This window comes from Arthrobacter sp. TMT4-20, assembly GCF_054510775.1.
In genome coordinates this window covers 1-25,194 of record NZ_JBTNDW010000005.1, presented here as the reverse complement: position 1 = coordinate 25,194, position 25,194 = coordinate 1, and the positions used below count along the sequence as shown (strand labels likewise).

The window sequence follows — 25,194 nt, the reverse complement described above, 5'->3', positions numbered from 1 at the left end:
CCATGACTGAACTGATTCGGCTCAGCGCCGCGGCGCTCGCCCAGAAACTCGTTGCCAGGGAAATCTCGGCCGTTGAAGCCACCCAGGCTCACCTCGACCGGATTGCCCACGTGGACGGCGGCGACGACGGTGTCCACGCCTTCCTGCACGTCAACACCGACGAGGCGCTCGCCGTCGCCGCCGAAGTGGATCAGGCTCGCGCGAAGTCCGAGGAGCTCCACCCGCTGGCCGGCGTTCCGATCGCGGTCAAGGACCTCATCGTCACCAAGGGCCAGCCCACCACCGCCGGCTCGAAGATCCTTGAAGGCTGGCACAGCCCCTACGACGCCACAGTGATCCGCCGACTCCGGGCCGCGGGTATGCCCATCCTCGGCAAGACCAACCTGGACGAGTTCGCCATGGGCTCCTCCACCGAGCACTCGGCGTATGGCCCCACCCGTAACCCGTGGGATCTGGATCGCATCCCCGGCGGATCGGGCGGTGGCTCAGCTGCCGCCGTCGCCGCTTTCGAGGCGCCGCTCGCGCTTGGCACCGATACCGGCGGTTCCATCCGCCAGCCCGGCGCTGTCACCGGCACGGTCGGCGTGAAGCCGACCTACGGCGGAGTTTCCCGGTACGGTGCCATCGCGATGGCGTCGTCGCTGGACCAAATTGGCCCCGTTTCACGGACCGTGCTGGACTCGGCGCTGCTCCACGAGGTCATTGGCGGTCACGACCCCAACGACTCCACCTCCCTCACCGACCCTCTCGGCGCGCTCGTCGAGGCTGCCCGAATGGGCAACGTTGACGGCATGCGCATCGGCGTCATCAAGGAACTGCAGGGCGAGGGGTACCAGGCCGGTGTGCTGACCCGGTTCCAGGAATCGTTGGAACTGCTCCGTGGTGCGGGCGCCGAGATTGTCGAGGTGTCCTGCCCCAATTTCGAGTACGCGCTGGGCGCCTATTACCTGATCATGCCCTCCGAGGCGTCCTCAAACCTTGCCAAGTACGACGGCGTCCGGTTCGGTCTTCGGGTGGTGCCCGACGGCGCACCCACCATCGAACGTGTCATGGGCGCCACGCGTGCCGCAGGCTTCGGTGACGAGGTCAAACGGCGCATCATCTTGGGCACCTATGCGCTAAGCGCCGGCTACTACGACGCCTATTACGGCTCGGCGCAGAAGGTCCGCACGCTGATTCAGCGGGATTTCGATGCGGCCTTCAAGCAGGCCGACGTTCTGATCTCCCCGACTTCGCCGACCACTGCCTTCAAGCTGGGGGAGAAGCTCGACGATCCGCTGGCCATGTACCTGAACGACGTCGCCACTATCCCAGCGAACATGGCAGGCATACCCGGGCTGTCCCTGCCCGGCGGCCTCGCCGACGAGGATGGGCTGCCCGTCGGTATCCAGCTGTTGGCTCCCGCCCGCCAGGACGCCCGGCTGTACCGGGTGGGCGCGGTGCTGGAATCACTGCTCGAAGCCAGCTGGGGCGGTCCGTTGCTGGATCGCGCTCCGGAGCTGAGGCCTGACGCTTTGCGGTCCGGCGGCGCAGCCGACCGCGTGGAGACTAGCACTGCAGGAGGAACCAACTGATGGTTATGGCAACTGAAGACATTCTGACCTTCGAGGAAGCCCTCGAGAAGTATGATCCGGTGCTGGGCTTCGAGGTCCATGTGGAGTTGAACACCCAGACCAAAATGTTCTCCTCGGCACCCAACGCGTTTGGTGACACCCCCAACACCAACGTCACCCCGGTGGACCTTGGTCTGCCGGGTGTGCTGCCGGTAGTGAACCGGGTGGCGGTGGAGTCTTCCATCAAGATCGGGCTGGCGCTGGGCTGCAAGATCGCCGAGAAGTGCTACTTCGCCCGGAAGAACTATTTCTACCCGGACACACCGAAGAACTTCCAGACCTCCCAGTTCGAGGACCCGATCGCCTATGACGGGTCCATTGACATTGAGCTGGCTGACGGCACCGTGTTCACCGTCGAGATTGAGCGCGCCCATATGGAAGAGGACGCCGGAAAGCTGACCCACATGGGTGGCTCCACCGGTCGGATCCAGGGCGCCGAGTTCTCCCTTGTGGACTACAACCGCGCCGGAGTGCCCCTCGTGGAAATTGTCACCAAGCCGATTGTCGGTGCCGGTGCCCGCGCTCCCGAGCTGGCGAAGGCGTACGTCGCTGCGATCCGCGAGATCGTCAAAAACCTTGGCGTATCTGACGCCAAAATGGAACGCGGCAACGTCCGCTGCGACGCGAACGTCTCCCTCAAGCCCAAGGGGCAGGAGAAGTTCGGCACCCGCACCGAGACGAAGAACGTGAACTCGCTGCGCGCCGTCGAGCACGCCGTCCGGTATGAGATCCAGCGCCACGCAGCGGTGCTTGATTCCGGGATCGCCATCATCCAGGAAACCCGTCACTGGCACGAGGACACCCGCTCGACCACGTCGGGCCGTCCCAAGTCCGACGCCGACGACTACCGCTACTTCCCCGAACCCGATCTGGTGCCTATCGTCACCACCGAGGAGTGGATCGAGCGGCTCCGCTCCGAACTGCCCGAGCCACCGGCCGAACGCCGCAAACGGCTGCAGCAGGATTGGGGCTACTCCGACGCCGAGTTCCGTGACGTCGTCAACGCCGGTGTGATGTCCTCCATCGAGGACACCATCGCTGCCGGAGTCAAACCCGCTGTCGCCCGTAAATGGTGGATGGGCGAGATTTCCCGCCGGGCGAAGGTGGCCGACGTCGAGCCGTCCGAGCTGGGTGTCACCCCCGAGCTGATCGTCGAACTGAACTCGCTGATCGAGTCCGGCAAGATCAACGACAAGCTGTCCCGGGAGGTGCTCGACGGCGTCCTCGCCGGCGAAGGCACACCCACCGAGGTAGTCGAGACCCGCGGGCTGGCGGTCGTGTCCGACGACGGTCCGCTGCTTGAGGCGATCGATGCAGCACTGGCAGCCCAGCCCGATGTCGCGGACAAGATCCGCGGCGGCAAGGTGCAGGCTGTCGGCGCGATCGTGGGCGGCGTCATGAAAGCCACCCGCGGCCAGGCCGACGCCGGTCGGGTGCGGGAACTGATCCTGCAGCGCCTCGGCGTCGAGGGCTAACCCGCCGCTCCCAATTGAGGTGAGCAATCTGGACAAAAAGGGGGCAACATTACCTCTGCGAACGTCCAGGTTGCTCACCGTTTCTCCCTGAAAGGATCCTCGTGGCGAACAGGCTGGCCGACGGTGAGCGCTGAGAAGCCGGTCTGGACCCACCTGTCCCGTGTCCAGACCGAGGGCGATAACCACATCATGGAAGACGCCTGCGGCTACCGGCGCAACGCCGCGTGGATGATTGACGGCGCCACGTCCCTGCTGGCAGAGATCGACCTGCCCGGGGCATCCAACCCGTCCTGGTACGCGCAGGTCCTCAACCTCGCGCTGGCTGAACACGCCGGCCCCGCGGATCCCCGCGAGGTTCTGGCCGCGGCACTGAAAACCGTTGATGCGCTCGGGCAGCGGCTGGTCGGCGCTCGGTCCCACTTTTTCCCCAGCGCTGCGGTCTCCCTGGTGACCGCCGACGACGACGGCGTCCAGGTGCTCAGCCTCGCCGACTGCCACTTCGTGGCCCGCCGGTACGACGGAAGTTGGCTGCACGCTGGAGTTCCGATCAGCGAACCCACCGGAACACGCGCCGACCACCTGCAGGCCCGGCGGGACCGTAATACCGAGCACGGCGTCTGGGTGGCCCGGCGGGAACCCGAAGCAGCCGAGCGAGCCAGACTGGTGACAGTAGGGAAAGCGCACACCGTGGCGCTCGCTTCGGATGGTGCCTGGCGGGCAGTCGATCTGGGCCTGGTGGCGGGCCCCGAGGCTTTCCTCGATGCGGTCAGCACCCCCGGTGGTGCACAAGAGCTCATGCTGACCCTGCGCATCACCCAGCAGGAGATCGGCGAAACAGCGGACGACGCATCGGTGATGTGCGTGGCGCTGCAGGACTAGCCAGCCGCAACCCGGCTTTGCCGCAACCCGGCTGATACGCTGACGATGGTGCCACAGCACCGTCCAGGATGAACTGCACGCGCCGGGGCGTACCACGCTTACCTACCGCGTGCGGGTGGAAGGAACCCCTCAGTGAAGGCGCTTTACAAGTCCGGTCCGCACCCCGGTTTCGAACTGGTCGACCGGCCCGAACCGACGCCGGGCCTCGGCGAAGTCAAGATCCGCGTGATGACCACCGGGATCTGTGGCACCGATCTTCACATCGAGTCCTGGGACCAATGGGCCGCCAGCACCATCAACGCACCCCTGATTCCGGGGCACGAGTTCTACGGTGAAGTGGTTGAACTCGGCAACGGCGTGCGAGACGTCAAGGTGGGCGACCGGGTCTCCGGTGAAGGCCATATCGTCTGCGGAACGTGCCGCAACTGCCGCGCCGGTCGCCGTCAAATGTGTATCAGGACCGCCAGCGTCGGCGTACAGCGCGACGGCGCCTTCGCCGAGTTTGTGGTGATACCTGAACCGAACGTCTGGGTGCACCCCGCAGGCATCACCCCCGAGTTGGGCGCCATTTTCGACCCCTTCGGCAACGCAGTCCACACTGCCCTGAGTTTCCCCCTCGTCGGCGAGGACGTGCTGATAACGGGGGCCGGACCAATCGGACTGATGGCTGCCGCCGTCGCCCGCCACGCCGGCGCTCGCTACATTGCCGTCACCGACGTCTTCCAGCCCCGGCTCGATCTGGCACTCACCGTCGGTGCTGACCTGGCCGTGAACGTCAGCACCACCCGGATCGTTGACGCGCAGCGCCAGCTCGGGATGAGGGAAGGGTTCGACGTCGGCATGGAGATGTCCGGCCACCCCACGGCCCTGCCGGAGATGATCGACAACATGAACCATGGCGGCCGGATCGCCATGCTCGGGCTGCCGTCAGCCGATATCACCATCGACTGGGCCAAGATGGTCACACACATGCTCACCCTGAAGGGCATCTACGGCCGCGAGATGTTCGAAACCTGGTACGCCATGAGCGCCATGCTGCAGTCCAACCCAATTCTGCAGCAGGCGATCTCGAGCGTGGTTACCGATACCCTGCCCGCGTCGCAGTGGCAGCAGGGCTTTAATACAGCACGCAACGGGGCCAGCGGCAAAGTGGTCCTGGACTGGACCGGATTCTAAGGAGCATCATGTACACGAGCATTCAGGATCAGCTGACCGAGGAGCTGGACGGTATCCGCAGCGCGGGTCTGTTCAAGAATGAGCGGCGGATTTCCTCCCCGCAGTCCAACCATATTGAAGCGGCAACGCTCGACGGCGCCCCCCAGCGGGTACTGAACTTCTGCGCCAATAACTACCTGGGATTGGCCGATCACCCGGACATCATCGCCGCCGCGAAACAGGCGCTCGATGACCGCGGCTTCGGTATGGCCTCCGTCCGGTTCATCTGCGGCACCCAGGATCTCCACCTGGAACTCGAGGCCCGGGTGTCACAATTCCTTGGCACCGAAGACACCATCCTGTTCTCCTCGTGCTTCGACGCCAACGGTGGTGTCTTCGAGTCCCTGTTGACCGCCGAAGACGCGGTGATTTCTGATGCGCTGAACCATGCGTCGATCATCGACGGCATCCGACTGTCCAAGGCCCAGCGGTACCGCTACGCCAACCGTGACATGACCGATCTGGAAGCGAAGCTCAAGGAGGCCGCAGGAGCCCGCCGGACCCTGATCGTCACCGACGGTGTGTTCTCGATGGACGGTTACCTCGCTCCGTTGGAGGCCATCTGCGACCTCGCCGAGCAGTACGGTGCGATGGTCATGGTGGATGATTCACATGCGGTCGGCTTCATGGGCCAAACCGGGGCCGGCACGCCCGAGCACGCCGGAGTCTCCAACCGGGTGGACATCTACACCGGTACCTTCGGGAAGGCACTGGGCGGGGCATCCGGTGGCTACGTCGCAGCGCACGCCGAGATCGTCGCGCTCCTTCGCCAGCGTGCCCGGCCGTACCTGTTCTCGAACTCCCTGGCACCGTCAATCGTCGCCGCCACCCTCACCGCCCTCGACCTGGTCCAGAACAGCGCCGACCTGCGGGCGCAACTCGAGGAAAACTCGGCACTGTTCCGGCGCCGGATGACCGAGGAAGGCTTCGAACTGCTCGACGGCGAGCACGCGATCATCCCAGTGATGTTCGGCGACGCCGCGCGGGCGGCCAAGGCCGCCGACGCCATGCTGGTTCGCGGCGTGTTTGTTACGGCGTTCAGTTTTCCTGTGGTGCCTCGCGGTGCCGCCCGGATCCGGGTGCAGCTGTCCGCCGCCCACAGCGCCGAGGACATCGAGGCGTGTGTGCAGGCCTTCATCGGGGCGCGCGACGACGTCGCGGCCGCCACCTAGCCAGCGAACTGCCCAGCCCCGGCACCAGCCAGCCCGGCCGGCGTCGTGAACCCGGTTCGGTGACACGCCCCCGGCGTCCGTATTGCTCACCGAACTGCTGTCCTCCCGGAATCGACCCGGGCCGCCGGGTAGGCTGCAGGCATGGCACTCAACGCTGATGTTCTGATTGTCGGTGGCGGCATCGCCGGGCTGTCCCTGGCCTCGCGGCTCGCCGGGCACTGCACGGTGATCCTCGTGGAGGCCGAACAGGAGCTCGCCTACCACGCCTCCTCCAGATCGGCCCGGCAACTCATCCCCAGCTACGGACCTCCCGCGGTGCAGCAGCTCACCACTCGCACCCTCGACCTGCTGCGCACCACCGAAAAAGACCACAACCTCCAACTCCTTGCGCCGCGCAGCTTCATGCTGATCGGATCCGAGCAGGACGTCGCTGAACGCTCCAGTGGCGCCATGACCGCGATCAGCCACCAGGAAGCGCTGTCCCTGTGCCGGCAGCTCCGGCCGGAAACGTTCGCCGCCGCGGGCATTGACACCACCTCGGTGGGGCTCGATTCCGCTGCCCTGATCGACCACCACCGGCAGGTAGCGCTCAACGCCGGTGTCACGGTCCTTACCGGGGCCAAGATCCACTCGGCCCAACAGTTGAAAAACGGGTGGAATGTCGGGGCCGACGCGCACGCCATTCATTCAGCGGTCCTCGTGAACGCCGCGGGGGCGTGGGCCGATGAGGTTGCGGTAATCTCCGGAGTGGAAATCCAGGGGCTCCGGCCCTACCGCCGGACCGCCGCCGTCGTGCGCATGACCGGCGAGCTGGCACCGGGAACACCGATGGTCGCGGCCGCCGACGACAGCTTCTATTTCCGGCGCGAAGGGGCAGGTGCCCTGATTTCGCCCTGCGAATCGGTGCCAAGCGTTCCCGAGGACGCCCAACCGGTCGCCGCCGACCTGACGGCGTTACTGCACCGGTTGAATGAGGCGACCACCCTGGGAATCACCTCAATCGACCGCGCCTGGACCGGGCTGCGAACCTCGACCAAAGCCGGGTTGCCGGTGGTCGGGTTTGATCCCGAAGCCGCCGGGTTTTTCTGGCTGGCTGGCCAGGGCGGCTACGGTTTCCAGACGTCGTCGGGGATTGCTGAACTGGCGGCCGCACTGATCCTGGGCGAGGAGAGCAACGTCCCGCTGCTGGCCGACACGCTGCGCCCGACCCGCTAAACCCGACCCCAAAGGGCCGGCCCAAAAATACAATCGGATAAATTAACACATACGTTTTGAATAACCAAGAGTTTTGGTTGTCGAGTTTCTACTGCGGGTCCATAATCGTTCCATTCTGACGTGCTGGATATCCGCTGAGGAGCTGGGCAATGCCTTCACTACTGGATACACTCACACCCCTGCTCGGTGATGGCACGGAGCTCGGGGATTTCGGGGAAGCCCTCGACGAGTTCACCGTCGACGATCAGCAAACCCCCTCGAACCCCGGCGGTGTGACCGTCACCGGCTCGGTGTCCTTCGCTGCCGGGCTGAAACTGGGCGTCGACGTCGGCAGCAAACGTCTGGTCTGGACCCCCGCCGCGACCGCAGGTGGAGCGGACGCCTTCGGTGAAAACTCGTGGATTGACGTCCGCAACACCACCCTCAGCTTCGAACTGCAGGTCCCGGGACTGGGCGGGGAGGACTTCACCCTCGACCTGAGCCTGAGCAATATTGTGTTGAAAGCCCCGTTCCTGCGCGGAGCCAAGCATCCCAGCCCGGGGGAGCTGGTCCCGGATCCGCAGAATCCTGACGTCACGTTCACCCTGCCGGACGTCGACTTCCAGATCTTCGGCGACGACGGCGGCACCGACGCTAGGTTCCTGGGCCTCGGCGACACCGGCACCGACGATCCCGCCATTGCCTCCTTCGTCACCATGCAGCCTCCGTTCGCGTTCATCGGGTCCACCGACGTGGTCGGCTTCGGGTTCCGCTCCGGCATGCTCGATCTCTCCGGTGACGCCACCCCACCCGACGTCCTCGACCTGCTCAACCTGGGCGCCGAATGGCAGGGCCTTTATCTCCCCGAAATCCGGCTCTTCGTGGCTCCGAACGGCGCCCGCGACCTCTGCGTCGACGCCGGTGCCAAAAACCTCCTCATCGGCTTCGGCGCGAGCTCCGGGGTGTCCGGCGACTTCGACCTGACCGTCGCCTACCAGGGCGCAGGAGCCCTCAAACTCGGGGCGCGCTTCTACGATGCGGCCGGGCGCTGCTACTCGCCGGTCGGTACCGGCGGCACCCGCACCGTCACCCTGCCCCCTCTCACCCGGATGGTTGCCGACGTTGAAGGCGGGCTGGCCCCCTACACCTTCACCATCACCGTCGACGGCGTTGCACAGCCGGCCGGCAGGGTCACCGACATCGATCTCTCCACCGACGCGAGCCGAAACATCGTCATCACCGTCAGGGACACCAGCGGCACTCCACAGACCGCCACCCTCACCCTGACGACGTCGGCCCTCGCCACGGTCCCGGGCGGTGGTACCAACGCCCAGCTTCGCACCGTCAGCACCACCACGGGTACCGTCCCGGCCACCTCGCCGCGCCTGCGCGTCGACTCTGAAACCGTCGCGGGCATGACGACGACGGTTGTCCTCACTCTCGACGTCGACACGGCAACAGCGGCCACCACCGAATGGCGGGTCGACGGCGGTGCGCCAACGACAGGGGCTACGCTGTCCGTCAACGTCGGCCCGGGCCAACGCTTCTCGGTACAGGCCAGGCTTCCCGGGCCCGACGGCGGGGAGCCTCGTTGCCGCGCAACTGGAGGTCGAGTTCCTGTGGGACTGGTCCGCCAGGGGCCCGCTGGCGATCCGGTTTGCTGGCAGACTCTTCGCCGCACCGCTTCACGGTTCGCAACCCCCCGATACCTCGGTGCCCGGTGGGCTGCAGCGCAGCCTCGGTGGGGGAGGGGCGTTTGCCGACGTCGTCTTCGTTGGCGATGAAGGCTCCGGCGGGGGGATGACCCTGACGGGCCTGAATCTTGCGGGCGACGCGGTGGTGGAGATGGGCCCCGCGGGGCAGGGGGAGCGGGAACGGCGATACCGTCTGCGGATTCCCGGTTTCAGCCTGGACTTTGATGCATCGGGCCATATCGGGTTGGCGCTGTGGGCTATCGGGAGGGAACGGGTCCTACCCCAACGGTGGGGCGCCTGGCCGGCGGATCCCAGCGTCGTGACGACCTCGGATCCACGCCCACCAGCAGTTGTCATGAACACCCTGCCAACGGTGGCCCTGGGTAGCCTCCCCGACGCGAACGGGGAATCTCATGCACGCCTGTCCTGGTCGTCCGCCGGGTCGGTGGCCGGCTACGCCATCTACGAATCCACCGAGACCAAGTTACTGCAGAACGCCGGGTTGCCACCGGCTGATCTGGAGGCCCCGCTGTCCCAACGGCTCGAGGCGATGAAGGACGTCTTCAACAACGATCCCTCCAGACGCGCCTTCACCCGCCGCAACGCCACCCTGGTCTCCGGGACATCCGCCGATGTGACGCTGCCCCGCGGTACCACCGACATTCACGCCTTTGTGATCATCGGAGTCAGCGCCGGCCAGGTCGAGGCGCCCTGGCCGTCCGGGCCTGACGCGGCCGACCAATGGTTTGCCTATGCGGTTCCGCGCCGGTCCCAGCCTGCCCCACCGACCCTTGAGCTCCATGCGGTGGAGGATGCGGGTGTTTATAAGGCCCGGGTGCTGGTCGGTGCGCGCGACGGCGCAGCGGTGACCCGGGTGGAACTGCACCGGGTCCGGGTGGACGAGGCTGTCGCATCACTGGGCACCATGGGACCGCCCGTGGCAGCCGTGTCCGCAAGCACACCCGGGTGGACCATCGGTGCGGGCCCGGCGCCCGGCGGGATCCGGACCCTGGACGGGTTCGACGTCCCTGACGGTTCCTGGAAACGGCTCTGGTACCGGGCCACCGTCTGGAGCAGCGACGACCCATCCCGCGGCATCCTCGGCGACCGCTCGGATGCGAGTTCAGCCGCCTGGGTGGTGGTACCCCCAGCAGGGCCCCCCGACCTCTCTGCGCTGACCGTCGCACCCGGTGCGGGCGGTCCCGGGGAGGTGCTGGTCAGCTGGACCAGCCGGGCCCCGGCCGTGCGCAGCCCGCTGGGCACCCACCGGATTTCCGTCGCCGCAAACGTCCCCCTCGGGGCCGCGTTAATCGACTCCTCCGAACAACTCGGGTTGGTGACCGAGGTGGCACCCACCACCGGATCGGGATTCTGGCGAATTGAAGCCCTCGCCGGAGCGCCGACCGGCTATCGGGCACTCCTCCGCCGGGCCGACCCCGGGGACATCATCGAGGTGAGGGTGACCATCACCGATCCGCTGGGCCGGACCAGCACCGAAACCGTGACAGTCCCACCCGGATCGCTGCTGCCGGCGCCGGAAATCAACGGACTCGCCCTCGCTCGTCGGCAGCCCCTGACCGGGGTGCTCGCTGAGTGGCAGAGCAGTACGCCTCCTGCGGCCACTCCTGCTGGCTCGTTCCGGTTGCGGGTGACCCTGCGGCCCCGTGCCAGTGGGCCTTTCCCGGGGCGGCCATTCCCGGGGCGGCCACCCAGGCTGGTGGTCATTGACGGCAATCTTGAGGAGGTTCCGGTGGCGGCTCCCGAGGCGGCGTCCACCCGGACCCAGGTGGGGCGGTATCCCTCACGGGCGGGGGAGTACTGGGTGTACAGCCCGGCGGCACCGGATCGGATCACCGTCCGGCTGACCGGCCCCGATGGCCGGAGTGCGGAGCAAGGCATCCAGCTCCGGTTACGGCCACCGTTTCGCCTTTAGGAAGAGGTAAACGCCGGGGCCCCACAGGTCTAGAATTAGCGCTATGAAGGTCGATAAGACGCCGCTGCCCGGCATTGGCATGCGCAAAGACATTGTGACGTCCTCGGGGCGCCGCATCGGAACTGTCACCCAGCGTGATGGTGAAACCGCCCTGATCATCTCCAGGCAGGACGACCCGGACGCCTGCCTGGTATCCATTCCACTGACGGCCGACGAAGCCGCAACCCTGGGTAACCTGCTCGGCGCCCACCAACTGGTGGCCCAGCTGACCGAAGAGCACCGGGATCTTCCCGGTGTGAACACCCGCCAGTTCCTGATTATCAGCGGGTCGCCGTTCGACGGCTACCGGCTCGGCGAAACCAGGATGCGAACCCGCACCGGTGCCTCCGTGGTGGCTGCCCTGCGCGAGGGCAGGGTCGAGCCATCGCCAGCACCCGATTTCACCCTGCACGCCGGAGACCTCCTCGTTGCCGTCGGGACCGCCGAAGGTCTGGACGCTGCCGCCGATATCCTCAGCGGCGGCTGAGGCTGGTTTGGAGGCCAGCAGCGCACTGACATTAATCGAACTGGGGGCGGTGTTCTTCTGCCTCGGTGTCCTTGGACGGCTTGCCGGTCGAATTGGTCTCTCTCCCATACCGCTCTACCTCCTGGGCGGGCTGTTTTTCGGCAACGGTGGATTGATCGAGTTGGAGGGGCTCAACGAATTCAGTGAGATCGCCAGTGAAATTGGTGTGATCCTGCTGCTGCTCATGCTGGGCCTCGAATACACGGCCAAAGAACTGGTGACCGGGCTTCGGCAGTCCTGGCTCTCCGGCGTCCTGGATATCGTCCTGAATTTCACGCCCGGAGCCGTGGTCGCCCTGCTGCTGGGCTGGGGCCCGGTGGGGGCGATGGTGATGGGTGGCGTGACCTACATTTCGTCGTCCGGCATTGTGGCGAAGGTGCTCACCGACCTGGGCCGGCTGGGTAACCGGGAAACCCCGGTGATCCTGTCCCTGCTCGTGTTCGAAGACCTGGCGATGGCCGTGTACCTGCCCATTCTGACCACCGTCCTGGCCGGCGCGAGTTTCGCCGGTGGCATGCAGTCGGTGGGAATTTCCCTCGTCGTCGTGACCGTGGTGCTCATCATTGCCCTGCGGTTCGGGAACGTGGTCTCAGCGGTGGTGGACAGCAAGGATCGTGAGGTTTTCCTCCTGACCGTGCTCGGTGCGGCTCTTCTGGTGGCTGGCGTTGCCGCGGCAATGCAGGTGTCCGCCGCAGTCGGCGCGTTCCTGCTCGGCATCGCGATTTCGGGAGCGACAGCCACCAACGCCACCCGTCTGCTGGAACCCCTGCGGGACCTTTTTGCAGCAATCTTTTTCGTCGTGTTCGGTCTGAACACCGACCCTGCGACGATTCCCCCGGTGCTCGGCGTCGCGGTCCTCCTGGCCTTCATCACCGCCCTGACGAAGATCGGGACGGGGTGGTGGGCCGCACGGCGGCAGGGGGTAGGTCGGCTGGGCCGTGCGCGGGCCGGCGTGGCGCTGATTGCCCGCGGTGAGTTTTCGATTGTGATCGCCGGGCTGGCTGTCGCGTCGGGCGCCGTGACCGGGGAACTGGCTGCCCTGGCCACCGCATATGTGCTGCTGACCGCGATTATCGGTCCGGTTGCGGCCCGCCTGGTCGAGCCGGCGATGGGCTTGCTGCAGCGCAAACCCCGTCCCGAGCCGCTTCCCGCGGGTTAGCGGCCACAAGTCCTTCGTGCACTCCGGCACGGATACGGCTCAGTCGAGGATCTTGCCGACCGGTTCCCGCTTTTCAGCCTGGAACCGGTCCTCGGTCCGTCCCAGCGCCCAATAGCCCGACAGTGATACCTGGCTGCGGTTCAGGCCGTGCTCCACGAAGAAGACATCGCGGAGCTGCTTCATGGCCTCCCGCTCTCCGTGCGCAAAAACCTGCACCCGGCCGGTGCGCCACCGCGCCTGCCGCACAGCCGCTGCCAGCAGGGTGCCCGCGGTGGTCCCGCGGCGGTACAGCCAGACGAGGTCAACACCCGGAGGAGCGGTGAGGTCCTGGTGGTCGGCGTCGTCTTCCACTTCGATGAAGGCCAGCCCGACGGCGTCGGCCGGGAGTGTTTCCAGCGCCGCGGCCACAGCGGGCATGGCAGTTTCATCGGCGGCGAAGAGATGCCAGTCGGCGGTGGTATCGGGAGCGTACCCGCCGCCGGGACCGGTCACCACCAGGGTGTCTCCCGGCTGGGCCGCGGCCGCCCACGGTCCGGCAAGTCCCTCGTCGCCATGCACCACGAAGTCGATGGCCAGACGCTGCGCGGCGTAGTCCACCCAGCGCAGAGTGTAGGTCCGGGTGACGGGAAGGTCGGCGGGGTCGAGTGTCTCCCGGAGTGCCTGGTGATCGTACGGGGGCACCAGACCGAGTTCGGGCCTGGCGAAATGGATCTTCACGTACCTGTCGGTGAACTCATTGCGCCCGAACGCGGTGAACCCCTCGCCCCCCGCCACCACCCGCACCATGGCTGGGGTCAACCACTCGGTGCTCTGGACAGTCAGAACAGTCTGCGGCTTGGGTTTGCGCACCGGGGCAACGCTCATGGGGTCGAACTCCTTTAGCTCGTAGGGAACCGGGTTCCGGGCCCCGAAAACAGGTAGTTTGACCCTACCCCGACCCGTAAAAACGCCTGACCAGCTATGTACTAATTAACTGCATCCAAGGGGTGCGTGATGGTTGACCTACGTGCAGAGGCACTTTAACGTTGGGGCGTGAGCGACGCCGACATCAACTTTTATTTCGACCCCGTCTGCCCCTTCGCCTGGATGACCAGTAAATGGGTCCGCCAGGTGATGGGTCAGCGGGACTACGCGGTTGAGTGGCGATTCATTTCGCTACGGTTGATCAACTCGCACCTCGACTATGCCTCGCACTTCCCGCCGGAATACGAGGCCGGGCACACAGCAGGGCTCCGGCTGCTCAGGGTGGCGGCACGTGCTCGCGTCGAGCAGGGGCCAGAGGCGGTGGGAGCCTTCTACGCCGCCTGCGGCAAGCACATTTTCGAATCGGACCCAGTTCCCGACGACGGCGATCCGGCCGTAGACCGTCGTGGCACCCGTGCGTTCGCTGAACAGATCCTGGCCAGTGCCGGGCTGCCTGCCGACCTGGCTGCTGCGCTCGACGACGCAGGGTTCGACAGCCTGATCCAGTCCGAAGGTGATGAAGCGCTGGCCCTCACCGGCAAGGATGTGGGCACCCCGATCATCCACTTCAAGCCGCCCACGGGGGTGGCGTTTTTCGGCCCGGTCATCAGCCGTCTGCCCAGCGATGACGAGGCAGTCCAGCTGTGGGACCACGTCGTCGGGTTGGCTGGCTTCGCCGGGTTCGCAGAGCTGAAGCGCAGCCTCAGAGAGCGTCCACAACTCCCCGCACTGGGCGTTCCAGCTGGGGACACCGGTGTTCAGGAGGACTGGCACGGCGGTAGCCGCCGGACCAAAAAGTAGGTGGCCTAGGCCAGCGCGTCGCCCAGCGCATCCTGCACCGCGGTGAGCAAAGATCCGTTGTCCACCAGGACACGAACCGCCTCAATCTCCGGCGCCAGGTACCGGTCGGTGCCAGGTCCTTCGACCACCTGACGGACGGCCGCGCGCACCGCGTGCGGCCCGACTGCACTGCGCGAGGTGGCCAGACCGCCGTCGCGCATGTCCAGGGCACGCGCCGAGGTGAGGATCTCGATGGCCAGCACCCGCGTCAGCCCGTCCAGTGCGCGGCGGAGTTTGAGACCGGCTGACCAGCCCATCGACACGTGGTCTTCCTGCATCGCCGAGGAGGGGATGGAATCCACCGAGGCGGGGTTTGCGAGCCGCTTCAGTTCGGACACAATCCCGGCCTGCGTGTACTGGGCAATCATGTGGCCGGAGTCGACACCCGGATCATGCGCAAGGAACGGGTTCAGACCATGGTTGCGGGCCTTGTCCAGGAAACGGTCGGTGCGGCGTTCGCTCATGGAAGCCACATCGGCGACGGCGATCGCCAGGAAATCGAGTGCGTACCCTACGGGAGCGCCATGGAAATTGCCGTTGGACTCCACCCGACCGTCAACGGTCACCACCGGGTTGTCGATGGCCGATCCCAGTTCGATGGCAGCCACCGATTCGACGTAGGCAAGCGTTGACCGCGCGGCGCCATGGACCTGCGGGGCGCAGCGCAGCGAATAGGCGTCCTGCACCCGGGTGCTGCGGTGTTCGCTGAGTTCACTGGCCGAATGCTGCTGGATCAGCGGCGACCCCGCCAGGAGCCGGCGGATGTTCGCGGCCGAGGAAATCTGGCCCGGGTGGGGGCGGAGCGCGTGGATATCGGCGGCAAACACGCTGTCCGTTCCGAGGAGTCCCTCAACGCTCATGGCCGCGGCGAGATCGGCGGTTTTCAGGAGCCGGTGGAGGTCCGCCGAGGCCATGATCAGCATGCCGAGCATCCCGTCAGTGCCGTTGATCAGGGCGAGCCCTTCCTTTTCGCGCAGCTCCACCGGGGTGATCCCCGCGGCGGCCAACGCCTGCGCGGCGGGCAGCAGGACGCCGTCGTTGTCCCGCACGTCCCCCTCACCCATCAGGGCGAGCGCTATGTGCGAGAGCGGGGCCAGATCGCCGGAACAGCCCAGCGACCCGTACTCGCCAACCACCGGAGTGATGCCCGCGTTGAGGAGTGCGGCGTAAGTCCGGGCCACCAGCGGGCGGACCCCGGTGCGTCCGGTAGCCATCGTCGACAGCCGCCCGAGCATCAGGCCGCGCACCACCTCGCGGTCCACCTCGGCGCCGGAGGACGCGGCATGGCTGCGGATCAGGCTTCGCTGCAACTGGGTGCGCTGCGCCACCGGGATATGCGTGGTGGCCAGGGCGCCGAAACCGGTGGACACGCCGTAATGAGGAATGGGGTCGTTGACCAGCTCCTCGATCACCTGCCGGGACGCTTCCATCGCGAGGATGGACTCCTCAAGGATGCTGACCGTGGCGCCATGCCGCGCCACCGCGACGACGTCGTCCGGCCGAAGGGCGCCGACGCCCACGTTGACGGTCTGGGTACTGCCCACCTGGGACCCGCTTTCACAAGAAGTCTTGCCAATGAATGAAAAGAGCGTTTCAATAAGTGAAATGCATTATGACCAGCAATGCAAGACCCAGCGTCAAAAGGAGGCACCAGATGGCCGACGCATCGACCCGCACCGTTGAACGCGCGTTACTCCTCCTCGGCACCGTGTGTGACCGGGGTGTGGTCAGCCTGGCCGACGCCGCCCGGGACGCCACGCTCTCAGCCTCCACAGCATTGCGACTGCTTCGCACCCTCGAGTCCACCGGCTTCGTCCGGAAGGACGACGACGGGTACCGGCCGGGGATGCGCATCGTCCAGCTCGGTGCCCAGGCGCTCAGCCACGAGTCCCTGGTCTCGCTGGCGGGGGCAGCCCTGGACCGGCTGGTCGGCGGGACGGGGGAGTCCGCCTACCTGAACGTGCCAGCCGATGACGGCCACGGCATCTACATTGCCGTGCGCGAGGGAACCCACTCGGTCCGACACACCAGCTGGGTGGGTCGTCGCATTCCCCTGACCGGGACCGCCGCCGGCAAGGTCCTCGCCGGGGAGGCTCCGTCATGCGGCTACGTCGTGGTCCGCAACGGTATTGAACCCGACGTCACCGCTGTCGCCGCCCCGGTGATGATCGGTGACCGGATCGCCGCCTCGCTCAGCGTGGTGGTTCCCAGTTACCGCATCAGCGAGCAGCAGGCCGACACGCTCGGCGAACTGGTCGCAGCCGAAGCCCGCAGCATCCTCAACACGTCCACCACCAACACCCCCGCTCCCGGCGGCACCCACCCGGGAGACACCGAAATTCAGGGAGAATCCGCATGAGTAAGTCGTTCACCCAGCACGACCCAACCCGTTCCATCCGCGCGGCGCGGGGCACCACCCTCACCGCCAAGAGCTGGCAGACCGAGGCGCCCCTGCGCATGCTCATGAACAACCTGGACCCCGAAGTCGCCGAACGCCCCGAGGACCTGGTGGTCTACGGCGGCACCGGCCGTGCCGCACGCAGCTGGGAAGCCTACGACGCCATCGTCCGATCCCTCGAGGACCTCGAAGACGACGAGACACTCCTGGTGCAGTCCGGCAAGCCCGTCGGTATCTTCCGCACCAACACGTGGGCCCCACGCGTCCTGCTGGCCAACTCCAACCTGGTGGGGGACTGGGCCACCTGGCCCGAATTCCGGAAGCTCGAAGCCGAGGGCCTGATGATGTACGGGCAGATGACCGCCGGATCGTGGATCTACATCGGTACCCAGGGCATCCTGCAGGGCACCTACGAGACCTTCGCCGCAGTCGCCCGCAAACTGGGCAAGTCCCCGACCGCCACCCTCGCTGGCACGCTGACCCTGACCGCCGGGTGCGGTGGCATGGGCGGCGCCCAGCCGCTCGCGGTCACCTTGAACGGCGGAGCGGTGCTGATTGTTGACGTCGACCGGTCCCGCCTTGAGCGCCGCGCCGCCAAACGCTACCTCGACGTCGTCGCCACCGACCTGGAAGACGGCCTGCGCCAAGTGCTGGCAGCCAAAGAGGAGAAACGCGCACTGTCGGTCGGGGTCGTCGGGAATGCCGCCGAAGTCTTCCCCGAACTGCTGCGCCGCCACCTGGCCGGGAAGCTCACCATCGACATTGTCACCGACCAGACGTCGGCGCACGATCCGCTGAGCTACCTGCCGGAGGGCATGTCAACCGAAGAGTGGGACCGGGAGGCGAAGGGTGATCCCGAGGGGTTCACCAAAAAGGCGCAGACCTCAATGGCTCACCATGTCGAGGCGATGGTCGGCTTCCAGGACGCCGGCGCCGAAGTCTTCGATTACGGCAACTCCATCCGCGACGAGGCCCGCCAGGGCGGCTACGCGCGGGCCTTCGAGTTCCCCGGCTTTGTCCCCGCCTACATCCGGCCCTTGTTCTGCGAGGGAATGGGGCCGTTCCGCTGGGTGGCGCTCTCCGGCGATCCCGCCGATATTGCCGTTACCGATGCCGCGCTGAAGGAGCTGTTCCCCGGGAACGAGCACCTGCACCGCTGGCTCGACGCCGCCGGGGACCTGGTCGAGTTCGAAGGCCTGCCGGCACGGATCTGCTGGCTCGGCTACGGCGACCGCGCCAAAGCCGGGCTGCTGTTCAACCAGCTGGTCGCCGACGGCAGGGTATCCGCCCCCATCGTGATCGGGCGCGACCACCTCGACTCCGGGTCGGTGGCGTCCCCCTACCGGGAGACCGAGGCCATGGCCGACGGGTCCGACGCCGTCGCCGACTGGCCGCTCCTCAACGCGCTCCTGAACACGTCCTCGGGAGCCACCTGGGTCTCCATCCACCACGGCGGCGGGGTCGGCATCGGGCGTTCCATTCACGCCGGGCAGGTATCGGTGGCGGACGGTACCCCACTGGCTGCGGAGAAGCTGGAACGGCTGCTGACCAACGATCCCGGCATGGGCGTCATCCGCCACGTCGACGCCGGCTATCAGCGCGCGTCCGACGTCGCAGCGGAACGTGGGGTCCGTATCCCCATGGCAGACTGACAATCAACCGGCCCGGCACTTCTGTCCGCAGGCCCTGGAGAGGTTTTTATGACTACCGTAAGTGACATGCTCGGAGCCATTTCCGACGTCGGACGCGACTCCGTTCGGGGCGGGTATTCACGGCCGGTGTTCTCCTCGGCCGAACTGGAGTTGCGCGAATGGTTCACCGCCGAAGCCACGAAACTCGGTCTTGAGGTCAGCACCGACCGCAATGGGATCCTGTGGGGCTGGTGGGACGCCGAATCGGGGGACCGCACCGGCGCGCTGGTCACCGGCAGCCATCTGGACTCGGTGCCCGGGGGTGGAGCGTTCGACGGGCCACTCGGTGTCGCCGCAGCCCTGGCCGCCGTCGACGTACTAAAGGAACGCGGCGTCGAACCCCGGCGCGGCCTCGCCGTGACCGTTTTCCCCGAAGAGGAAGGCTCCCGGTTCGGCGTAGCGTGTCTGGGGTCGCGCCTGCTCACCGGTGCCATCGACGCCGACCGGGTGCGGAACCTCAAGGACCCGGCAGGCAACACTTTCGCCGACGTCAGCCGCGCCAATGGGCTGGACCCGAAACACCTCGGGCGCGATGAGGAAGCGCTGCGGACCATCGGCGACTTCATTGAACTCCATGTCGAACAGGGCAGGGCCTTGATCGACCTGGACTCCCCGGTCGGCGTCGGCTCGTCCATCCTCGGCCACGGGCGCTGGCGGCTCACCGTCCAGGGTCAGGGCAACCACGCCGGCACCACCCTGATGGCCGACCGCGCCGATCCGATGGTCGTCGCCGCGCAGATCGTGCTCGCTATCCGCCGGACCGCCGCCAGCCAGGACGACGCGCGTGCCACGGTCGGGCGCCTGCAGCCGGTGCCGGGCGGGACCAACGTCATCGCCTCCCGCGTCGACCTCTGGCTCGACGTCCGCCACCCCGACGACTCGGTGACCGCGGCGCTGGTGGAATCCATCCATGGCCAGGCTCAGAAGGCCGCAGCCTTCGAAGGCTGCTCGGTCACCCTCACCGAGGAATCCTTCAGCAGCACCGTCCACTTCGACGCGCCCCTGCAACGCCAGCTCCAGAACTCCCTCCGCCGCACCACCTCCGAGCACCAGGTGCCCGCCCTGCCGACCGGCGCCGGCCACGACGCCGGCGTCCTGGCCGGCTACGTACCCTCCGGCATGGTCTACATCCGAAACCCGACGGGCATCAGCCACTCGCCGGAAGAGTTCGTTGAGGACACCGATGCAAACCTTGCCGCCAGCGCGCTCGCCGACGTCCTGGAGGACCTGCTGTGATCACCTTCTGGTGCGAGCAGGCCTGGGTCGCTGGCCGCGGAATCCAGCCGCGCGTCCGCATCGAGGCCGACGACGGCGGCACCATCACCGCGGTGACGGCTGGCGTCGACGCCGCGCCGGCGGACCGCCGCGACCTCGTCGGGGTGGTTTTCCCCGCCGCCGCCAACGCCCACTCGCATGCCTTCCACCGGCTGCTTCGGGGACGGACCCACGACGACGGCGGCGACTTCTGGGGCTGGCGGGAAGAAATGTACCGCGCGGCGCGGCAACTGACTCCCGCCAGCTATGAACGGCTCGCCACGGCAGTCTTCACCGAGATGGTGGTCACCGGCTGGACCAGCGTCGCCGAATTCCACTATGTTCACCACCAGCCGGGCGGTGAACCCTACGGGCCCAACGGCGGTGACACCAACGGCGGTGAAAAGCACGCCATGGAACTCGCCCTGTGCCGCGCGGCGGTCACAGCGGGAATCCGGCTGACCCTGCTGGACACCTGCTACCTCGCCGGGGGTATCGGAGCGCCACTGAACCCTGACCAGGAGCGGTTTGGCGACGCCGACGCCGACGCCTGGCTTCGCCGGTTCACCGACCTCCGCCGGAGCGTCGCCGAACAGTTCGAGCCGGCCTTCGTTACCGTCGGTGCTGCGCTGCACTCGGTTCGCGCGGTCCCCGAACAGGCACTCCGGGCTCTCGCTGCAGGCCTTCCCGCCGATGTCCCCCTGCACATTCACCTGTCGGAACAACCGGCAGAAAACGCCGACTGCCTGAAGCATTACGGCACCACACCCACCGGACTGCTGCACCGGCACGGGCTACTCACCGACCGACTCAGCGCGGTCCACGCCACCCATCTCACCCCCGAGGACATCACCCTGTTGGGAGCTGCGGGCGCCACCGCAGTGATCTGCCCGACCACCGAGGCGGACCTCGCCGACGGCATCGGGCCGGCCCGCGCCCTTCGCGACGCCGGCGCCCGGATCGCCCTAGGCACTGACCAGCATGCTGTGATCGACCCGTGGCTGGAAATGCGGGGGCTCGAACACGGGGAACGGCTGGCCTCCGGGCACCGTGGACGGTTTGCCCCCGCCGACCTGCTGAACGCCGCAACCACCGGTGCTTCCCGCTCCATGGCTACCCCCGTGGCCGCCATCAGGGTAGGAAGTCCGTGCGACCTGGTCAGCATCGGCCAGGCATCGCTGCGCACCGCCGGATCCGATCCCGCCCAGCTGCCGCTCACCGCCACGGCCGCCGACGTGACGGCCGTCGTCGTCGCCGGCCGGGTCATCGCCCGGGACGGGCAACATCTTGACCTTGGCGATCCGGCCGCCCTGTTGGCCGCCACCCTGAAGGGACACGGATGAGTACGCTGATCACCAACATCGGTGAACTGCTGACGCAGGACCGCGAGCAGGCCGTCCTGAAAGATGCTGCGGTGGTGTTTGAGGGGGAGCGGATCAGCTGGATCGGGGCCGCATCGGATGCGCCGGCCGCAGACGAAAGGGTCGACGCGGGCGGACGCGCCGGGCTCCCCGGCTGGGTGGACAGCCACACGCACCTCGTCTTCGCGGGAGACCGCACCGCCGAGTTCGAGGCCCGGATGGCGGGTGAAGCCTATGCGGCAGGCGGGATTGCCGTCACCACCAATGCCACCCGGGCAGCCTCGGACTACGACCTCACCCGGCTCCTGCTCGGTCGGGTCGCCGAAGCAAATGCGGGCGGCACCACTTACCTGGAGACCAAGACCGGGTACGGGCTCGACGTCGGCCACGAAGCCCGCAGCGCCCGCATCGCAGCCGGCGTCGTCGACGAGGTGACATACCTGGGTGCGCATCTGGTCCCGGCCGGGGTCGATCCGGAGGACTATGTCCGCCTGGTCTGCGGGCCGATGCTCGACGCCGTCCGCCCCTTTGTGACCTGGGCCGACGTGTTCTGCGAACGGGGCGCCTTCACCGCGGAGCAATCCCGGGAAATCCTTCGCACCTGCCGGGACAGCGGCCTGGGACTTCGCGTCCACGGAAACCAGCTGGGCCACGGCGAGGGAGTGCAACTCGCCGTCGAGTTCGGTGCCGCCAGCGTGGACCACGTAAACCACCTGACCGGGGCGGACCTCGACGCGCTCGCCGGCACCTGGTCCGGCTGGGACCCGGGCTCGGGCTCCGGCGTTCGCGGCACGGTGGCCACGTGCCTGCCGGCCTGCGACCTGTCAACCCGCCAGCCGTTGGCCCCCGGCCGCGAATTGTTGGACGCCGGGGTCGAGATTGCGCTGGCCTCCAACTGCAACCCCGGCACCTCGTACACCACCTCGATGGCCTACTGCGTGACCACGGCCGTCCTGCAGATGCGGCTGAGTGTTCACGAAGCCGTCCGGGCGGCTACCTTCGGCGGCGCGCTGGCGCTGCACCGGGAGACAGGGGCCGACGACGACGGCCTCCGCGCGGTCGGGTCCCTCGCCGTCGGGCACCGGGCAGACCTGCAACTGCTGAACGCACCGGCTGCCACCCACCTGGCCTACCGGCCGGGGGTGCCGCTGACCCACGCCGTCTGGAAGCAGGGCGCCAGGATCGTCTGACGTCTCTCGCATGGCCTACTGCTCGATCCTGCCAATCGGGTTCCACGCGACTGGGCCGAACTACGGCACAGTCCAGGACAGAAGCTGACCGCATGGAGTCCTAGGCTGGGGCCAGAATCCGCCACCCGGTGGAATCTGCCAGGCCAAGCGAGAGGAATGGAAATGATGGACTGGAAGCTGGAAGTTGTGCCAATCCCCGTGACAGATGTGGACCGGGCCAAAGCTTTCTACGTTGACCAGGTTGGCTTCAACGCTGACGTCGACCAGCAGGTCGACGAGCACGTGCGCTTCGTCCAACTGACTCCGCCTGGTTCCGCGTGCTCAATCGTGATGGGGACAGGTCTGGTCGACATGCCACCGGGATCGCAAAAAGGGGTCATGATCGTGGTTCCGAACGCTGATGACGCCCTGGGGTACCTCACGGGTCGGGGTGTCCAGGCCCGTGGGGTCGAAGAACTGGAGTGGGGGCGGTTCGTCTACTTCGCGGATCCGGACGGGAACGAGTGGACCCTGCAGGAGCTCCCCGCTTACTCCTGACCCCAGACCAACGATCATCTGCCCACCGGGACAGAACCTGGTGGGCAGATGATCGAGACAGGAAGGGAACGCGGAAGTACGCCGCTACTTCACGGCCCCCGCTGTGAGGCCACCGATCAGACGCTTCTCGATCAGCGCGAACAGGATGATCACCGGAATGATCGCGACAATTGAGATACCAAACACGTACTGCCACGAGGTGGCATACTGACCGATGAACTTTGTCAGTGCCACCGATAGCGGCTGATTCTCCGCGGTCGACATGATCACCAGGGAAGCCGCGAACTCGTTCCAGGAAGACACAAAGGTGAAGATGACGGCGGTGACAATGCCCGGCCAGACCAGGGGCAGATTGACCCTGAACATCACCGTCAGCTTCCCGGCGCCATCCAGCTGGGCAGCCTCGTCAATTTCTTTGGGAATCGCCGCCAAGAAGCTGTGCATGATCCACAGCGCGAAGGAGAGGTTGAACGCCGCGTTGATCAGAATCATGGCCAGCCAGGTGTCGTTGATCCCCAGCAGCAACATTTCACGAAACAGGCCGGCGGTCAGCACCGCTGGCTGCAGCATCTGGGTGACGATGACCAGGAACAAGAACACAGTCTTGCCCGGGAACCGGAACCTGGCCGTGTAGTACGCCGCGGGGGTGGCCACCAGAAGGACGAGGAGGGTCGCAAACACCGCAATGATGATCGTGGAGATCAGGTTGTAGGGCAACGGCGTTTCCGGGGTGCCCCACATGGTTGCATAGTTGCTCCACTGCAGGCCCTCGGTGGGGAAGTACGCGGGTGGCACAGAGAGGATTTCTGACCGGGTCTTCAGCGAGCCCACCAGCATGATGGCGTAGGGCAGCAGGAACACGAGTGCGACGATGGCGCCGACCACCATCCGAAGACCCATTTTGCGGCCGGAGACCTGATCGGCGCCGTACCGCTTCTGCCGTGCTTTCACTGGGGGCAGTGCTGAGCGTTCCGACTCGTTGAGCGTGGTCGTCGACATGCCTAGACCTCCTTCATCGGCTTGACGATTTTCACGTACGCCGCAACGATCACAATGACGATGGCGAAGTTGACCACGCTGAGGGCACTGGCAATGTCCACTCGCCGATCAAACTGCAACACCTTGAAGATGTAGGTCATGAGGGTATCCGCCTGATACCCGGGAATCGATCCAGTGATAATCCTGAGGATCGGGAGGTTGTTGAACACGTTGATGATGTTGATCAGGACCGCCACGGCAAGAGCCCCCCGAAGCTGAGGCAGCACAATGCTGAAGTAGGTGCGGAAAGGACCGGCCCCGTCCATCTTGGCTGCCTCGAGGGCGTCCTCCGGAACTGACTGCAAGCCAGCGAGCAACGTATAGGCAGTGAACGGGATTGACACGAACACCGCCACAATGATCGCCACTCCGAGAGCCGGCAGGACATTTTTGGTGAATCCATACGGCGAGTCGAGGATCCCGATGTCCACCATGAAGGTGTTCATAATCCCGTAGTTGCTGTCGAGGCCGTAATAGAACACGGTGGTGGTCATCACCACGCTGGCCGCCCAGGGAACAACTACTGCCATCCTGACAAAGGTGCGGCCGGGAAAGGGCTTGTTCAGGAACTGGGCCAGGATCAGTGAGAGGAGCACTGTCAGCGATACCACCACCACCACCCAGACCACTGTGTTCAGCAGTACGCGCGGCAGGTTTGGATCAGAGAACACATCAGCGAAATTGGCGAACCCTGCGGAGCCCTGATCGATACCGCTCTGGCTGATTTCCCGTGTGGAGTTGTAGATCATGAACCCCGCGGGGAAGATCACGATCGCGAAGATCAGAAGGAGGACGGGCCCAATCCAGGGGAGGGCGGCAGGCAGACCGTCGGAATTTTGTTTGCGGCGTTTGCGTCCAGGTGATGTGGACTGGCCAGCCAACACGGGCTGTGCGCTCATCGTAAATAGCTCATATCTCTACCGCCAATGGTTATGGGCCGGGGGGGGGGGGGGGGGGGGGGGGGGGGGGAGGGGGCGCAGCACATGTTGGAGGCGGCGATCGCGTACCCGCTTTTTTCTGCTT

Annotated in this window: 21 protein-coding genes; 17 read left to right on the top strand and 4 right to left on the bottom strand. The window is 66.4% G+C overall.

What is annotated here, in order from left to right; translation table 11 throughout:
- The first annotated feature begins 2 nt into the window (after positions 1 to 2).
- The 10 genes from gatA (at position 3) to ACX80Z_RS06380 (ending at position 12,899) form a co-directional block, all read left to right on the top strand.
- Positions 3 to 1,574 (top strand): Asp-tRNA(Asn)/Glu-tRNA(Gln) amidotransferase subunit GatA, encoded by a 1,572-nt coding sequence (gene gatA / locus ACX80Z_RS06425; RefSeq protein WP_459315322.1) that lies wholly within the window; start codon positions 3 to 5, stop codon positions 1,572 to 1,574.
- Positions 1,575 to 1,579: 5 nt separating this feature from the next.
- Positions 1,580 to 3,088 (top strand): Asp-tRNA(Asn)/Glu-tRNA(Gln) amidotransferase subunit GatB, encoded by a 1,509-nt coding sequence (gatB, locus tag ACX80Z_RS06420; RefSeq protein WP_459315408.1) that lies wholly within the window; start codon positions 1,580 to 1,582, stop codon positions 3,086 to 3,088.
- Between the two features lie 123 nt (positions 3,089 to 3,211).
- Positions 3,212 to 3,967 (top strand): hypothetical protein, encoded by a 756-nt coding sequence (locus ACX80Z_RS06415; RefSeq protein ID WP_459315321.1) that lies wholly within the window; start codon positions 3,212 to 3,214, stop codon positions 3,965 to 3,967.
- Positions 3,968 to 4,099: 132 nt separating this feature from the next.
- Entirely contained in the window at positions 4,100 to 5,143 is a 1,044-nt protein-coding gene (tdh, locus tag ACX80Z_RS06410; RefSeq protein ID WP_116778570.1) for an L-threonine 3-dehydrogenase, read from the top strand.
- Positions 5,144 to 5,151: 8 nt separating this feature from the next.
- On the top strand, positions 5,152 to 6,354 hold the full coding sequence (locus ACX80Z_RS06405; protein ID WP_459315320.1) for a glycine C-acetyltransferase: 1,203 nt from the start codon (positions 5,152 to 5,154) through the stop codon (positions 6,352 to 6,354).
- Between the two features lie 141 nt (positions 6,355 to 6,495).
- Positions 6,496 to 7,569, top strand: coding sequence for an NAD(P)/FAD-dependent oxidoreductase (locus tag ACX80Z_RS06400; protein WP_459315319.1), 1,074 nt, complete (start codon positions 6,496 to 6,498; stop codon positions 7,567 to 7,569).
- 149 nt (positions 7,570 to 7,718) lie between these two features.
- Positions 7,719 to 9,332 (top strand): hypothetical protein, encoded by a 1,614-nt coding sequence (locus ACX80Z_RS06395; RefSeq protein ID WP_459315318.1) that lies wholly within the window; start codon positions 7,719 to 7,721, stop codon positions 9,330 to 9,332.
- Entirely contained in the window at positions 9,262 to 11,175 is a 1,914-nt protein-coding gene (locus ACX80Z_RS06390; protein ID WP_459315317.1) for a hypothetical protein, read from the top strand. The genes ACX80Z_RS06395 and ACX80Z_RS06390 overlap by 71 nt, the downstream gene beginning before the upstream one ends.
- Before the next feature lie 43 nt (positions 11,176 to 11,218).
- Positions 11,219 to 11,701 carry a cation:proton antiporter regulatory subunit gene (locus ACX80Z_RS06385; protein ID WP_019483564.1) on the top strand — a complete coding sequence of 161 codons (483 nt, stop codon included), beginning with the start codon at positions 11,219 to 11,221 and terminating at the stop codon, positions 11,699 to 11,701.
- 7 nt (positions 11,702 to 11,708) lie between these two features.
- Positions 11,709 to 12,899, top strand: a complete 1,191-nt coding sequence (locus ACX80Z_RS06380; RefSeq protein WP_019483563.1) for a cation:proton antiporter — start codon at positions 11,709 to 11,711, stop codon at positions 12,897 to 12,899.
- Between the two features lie 39 nt (positions 12,900 to 12,938).
- Here ACX80Z_RS06380 and ACX80Z_RS06375 read toward each other — a convergent pair whose 3' ends face one another.
- Entirely contained in the window at positions 12,939 to 13,763 is an 825-nt protein-coding gene (locus ACX80Z_RS06375) for a siderophore-interacting protein (RefSeq protein ID WP_024476930.1), read from the bottom strand.
- A 168-nt stretch (positions 13,764 to 13,931) separates the two neighbouring features.
- Here ACX80Z_RS06375 and ACX80Z_RS06370 point away from each other — a divergent pair, with 168 nt between their 5' ends.
- Positions 13,932 to 14,663 (top strand): mycothiol-dependent nitroreductase Rv2466c family protein, encoded by a 732-nt coding sequence (locus ACX80Z_RS06370; RefSeq protein WP_024476929.1) that lies wholly within the window; start codon positions 13,932 to 13,934, stop codon positions 14,661 to 14,663.
- A 5-nt stretch (positions 14,664 to 14,668) separates the two neighbouring features.
- On the opposite strand, the gene hutH is transcribed toward ACX80Z_RS06370, so the two are convergent.
- Positions 14,669 to 16,246, bottom strand: a complete 1,578-nt coding sequence (gene hutH, locus ACX80Z_RS06365) for a histidine ammonia-lyase (RefSeq protein ID WP_459315316.1) — start codon at positions 16,244 to 16,246, stop codon at positions 14,669 to 14,671.
- A 110-nt stretch (positions 16,247 to 16,356) separates the two neighbouring features.
- On the opposite strand from hutH, the gene ACX80Z_RS06360 reads away from it, so the two are divergent.
- The 6 genes from ACX80Z_RS06360 (at position 16,357) to ACX80Z_RS06335 (ending at position 23,133) form a co-directional block, all read left to right on the top strand.
- Complete coding sequence (locus ACX80Z_RS06360; RefSeq protein WP_459315315.1) at positions 16,357 to 17,061, top strand: IclR family transcriptional regulator; 705 nt, start codon at positions 16,357 to 16,359, stop codon at positions 17,059 to 17,061.
- Positions 17,058 to 18,752, top strand: a complete 1,695-nt coding sequence (gene hutU, locus ACX80Z_RS06355) for a urocanate hydratase (protein ID WP_459315314.1) — start codon at positions 17,058 to 17,060, stop codon at positions 18,750 to 18,752. Before ACX80Z_RS06360 ends, hutU begins: the two co-directional genes overlap by 4 nt.
- Before the next feature lie 48 nt (positions 18,753 to 18,800).
- Positions 18,801 to 20,027 (top strand): allantoate amidohydrolase, encoded by a 1,227-nt coding sequence (locus ACX80Z_RS06350; RefSeq protein WP_459315313.1) that lies wholly within the window; start codon positions 18,801 to 18,803, stop codon positions 20,025 to 20,027.
- Positions 20,024 to 21,388, top strand: coding sequence for a formimidoylglutamate deiminase (locus ACX80Z_RS06345; protein ID WP_459315312.1), 1,365 nt, complete (start codon positions 20,024 to 20,026; stop codon positions 21,386 to 21,388). The genes ACX80Z_RS06350 and ACX80Z_RS06345 overlap by 4 nt, the downstream gene beginning before the upstream one ends.
- On the top strand, positions 21,385 to 22,596 hold the full coding sequence (locus tag ACX80Z_RS06340; RefSeq protein WP_459315311.1) for an amidohydrolase family protein: 1,212 nt from the start codon (positions 21,385 to 21,387) through the stop codon (positions 22,594 to 22,596). Before ACX80Z_RS06345 ends, ACX80Z_RS06340 begins: the two co-directional genes overlap by 4 nt.
- 165 nt (positions 22,597 to 22,761) lie before the next feature.
- Complete coding sequence (locus ACX80Z_RS06335; RefSeq protein ID WP_024476962.1) at positions 22,762 to 23,133, top strand: glyoxalase superfamily protein; 372 nt, start codon at positions 22,762 to 22,764, stop codon at positions 23,131 to 23,133.
- Positions 23,134 to 23,217: 84 nt separating this feature from the next.
- On the opposite strand, the gene ACX80Z_RS06330 is transcribed toward ACX80Z_RS06335, so the two are convergent.
- Both ACX80Z_RS06330 and ACX80Z_RS06325 read right to left on the bottom strand, forming a co-directional pair.
- A complete protein-coding gene (locus ACX80Z_RS06330) occupies positions 23,218 to 24,132 on the bottom strand; it encodes a carbohydrate ABC transporter permease (protein ID WP_459315310.1) in 915 nt (304 codons plus the stop codon).
- Positions 24,133 to 24,134: 2 nt separating this feature from the next.
- Complete coding sequence (locus ACX80Z_RS06325) at positions 24,135 to 25,070, bottom strand: carbohydrate ABC transporter permease (RefSeq protein ID WP_459315309.1); 936 nt, start codon at positions 25,068 to 25,070, stop codon at positions 24,135 to 24,137.
- Between the last annotated feature and the right edge of the window lie 124 nt (positions 25,071 to 25,194).

Coding starts and splice junctions, on each gene's coding strand:
- ACX80Z_RS06395 (WP_459315318.1), top strand. CDS start 7,719: ATGCCTTCACTACTGGATACACTCACACCCCTGCTCGGTGATGGCACG.
- ACX80Z_RS06335 (WP_024476962.1), top strand. CDS start 22,762: ATGGACTGGAAGCTGGAAGTTGTGCCAATCCCCGTGACAGATGTGGAC.
- ACX80Z_RS06385 (WP_019483564.1), top strand. CDS start 11,219: ATGAAGGTCGATAAGACGCCGCTGCCCGGCATTGGCATGCGCAAAGAC.
- ACX80Z_RS06350 (WP_459315313.1), top strand. CDS start 18,801: ATGACTACCGTAAGTGACATGCTCGGAGCCATTTCCGACGTCGGACGC.
- ACX80Z_RS06400 (WP_459315319.1), top strand. CDS start 6,496: ATGGCACTCAACGCTGATGTTCTGATTGTCGGTGGCGGCATCGCCGGG.
- hutU (WP_459315314.1), top strand. CDS start 17,058: ATGAGTAAGTCGTTCACCCAGCACGACCCAACCCGTTCCATCCGCGCG.
- ACX80Z_RS06375 (WP_024476930.1), bottom strand. CDS start 13,763: ATGAGCGTTGCCCCGGTGCGCAAACCCAAGCCGCAGACTGTTCTGACT.
- ACX80Z_RS06405 (WP_459315320.1), top strand. CDS start 5,152: ATGTACACGAGCATTCAGGATCAGCTGACCGAGGAGCTGGACGGTATC.
- ACX80Z_RS06325 (WP_459315309.1), bottom strand. CDS start 25,070: ATGAGCGCACAGCCCGTGTTGGCTGGCCAGTCCACATCACCTGGACGC.
- ACX80Z_RS06360 (WP_459315315.1), top strand. CDS start 16,357: ATGGCCGACGCATCGACCCGCACCGTTGAACGCGCGTTACTCCTCCTC.
- ACX80Z_RS06340 (WP_459315311.1), top strand. CDS start 21,385: ATGAGTACGCTGATCACCAACATCGGTGAACTGCTGACGCAGGACCGC.
- ACX80Z_RS06330 (WP_459315310.1), bottom strand. CDS start 24,132: ATGTCGACGACCACGCTCAACGAGTCGGAACGCTCAGCACTGCCCCCA.
- gatA (WP_459315322.1), top strand. CDS start 3: ATGACTGAACTGATTCGGCTCAGCGCCGCGGCGCTCGCCCAGAAACTC.
- gatB (WP_459315408.1), top strand. CDS start 1,580: ATGGCAACTGAAGACATTCTGACCTTCGAGGAAGCCCTCGAGAAGTAT.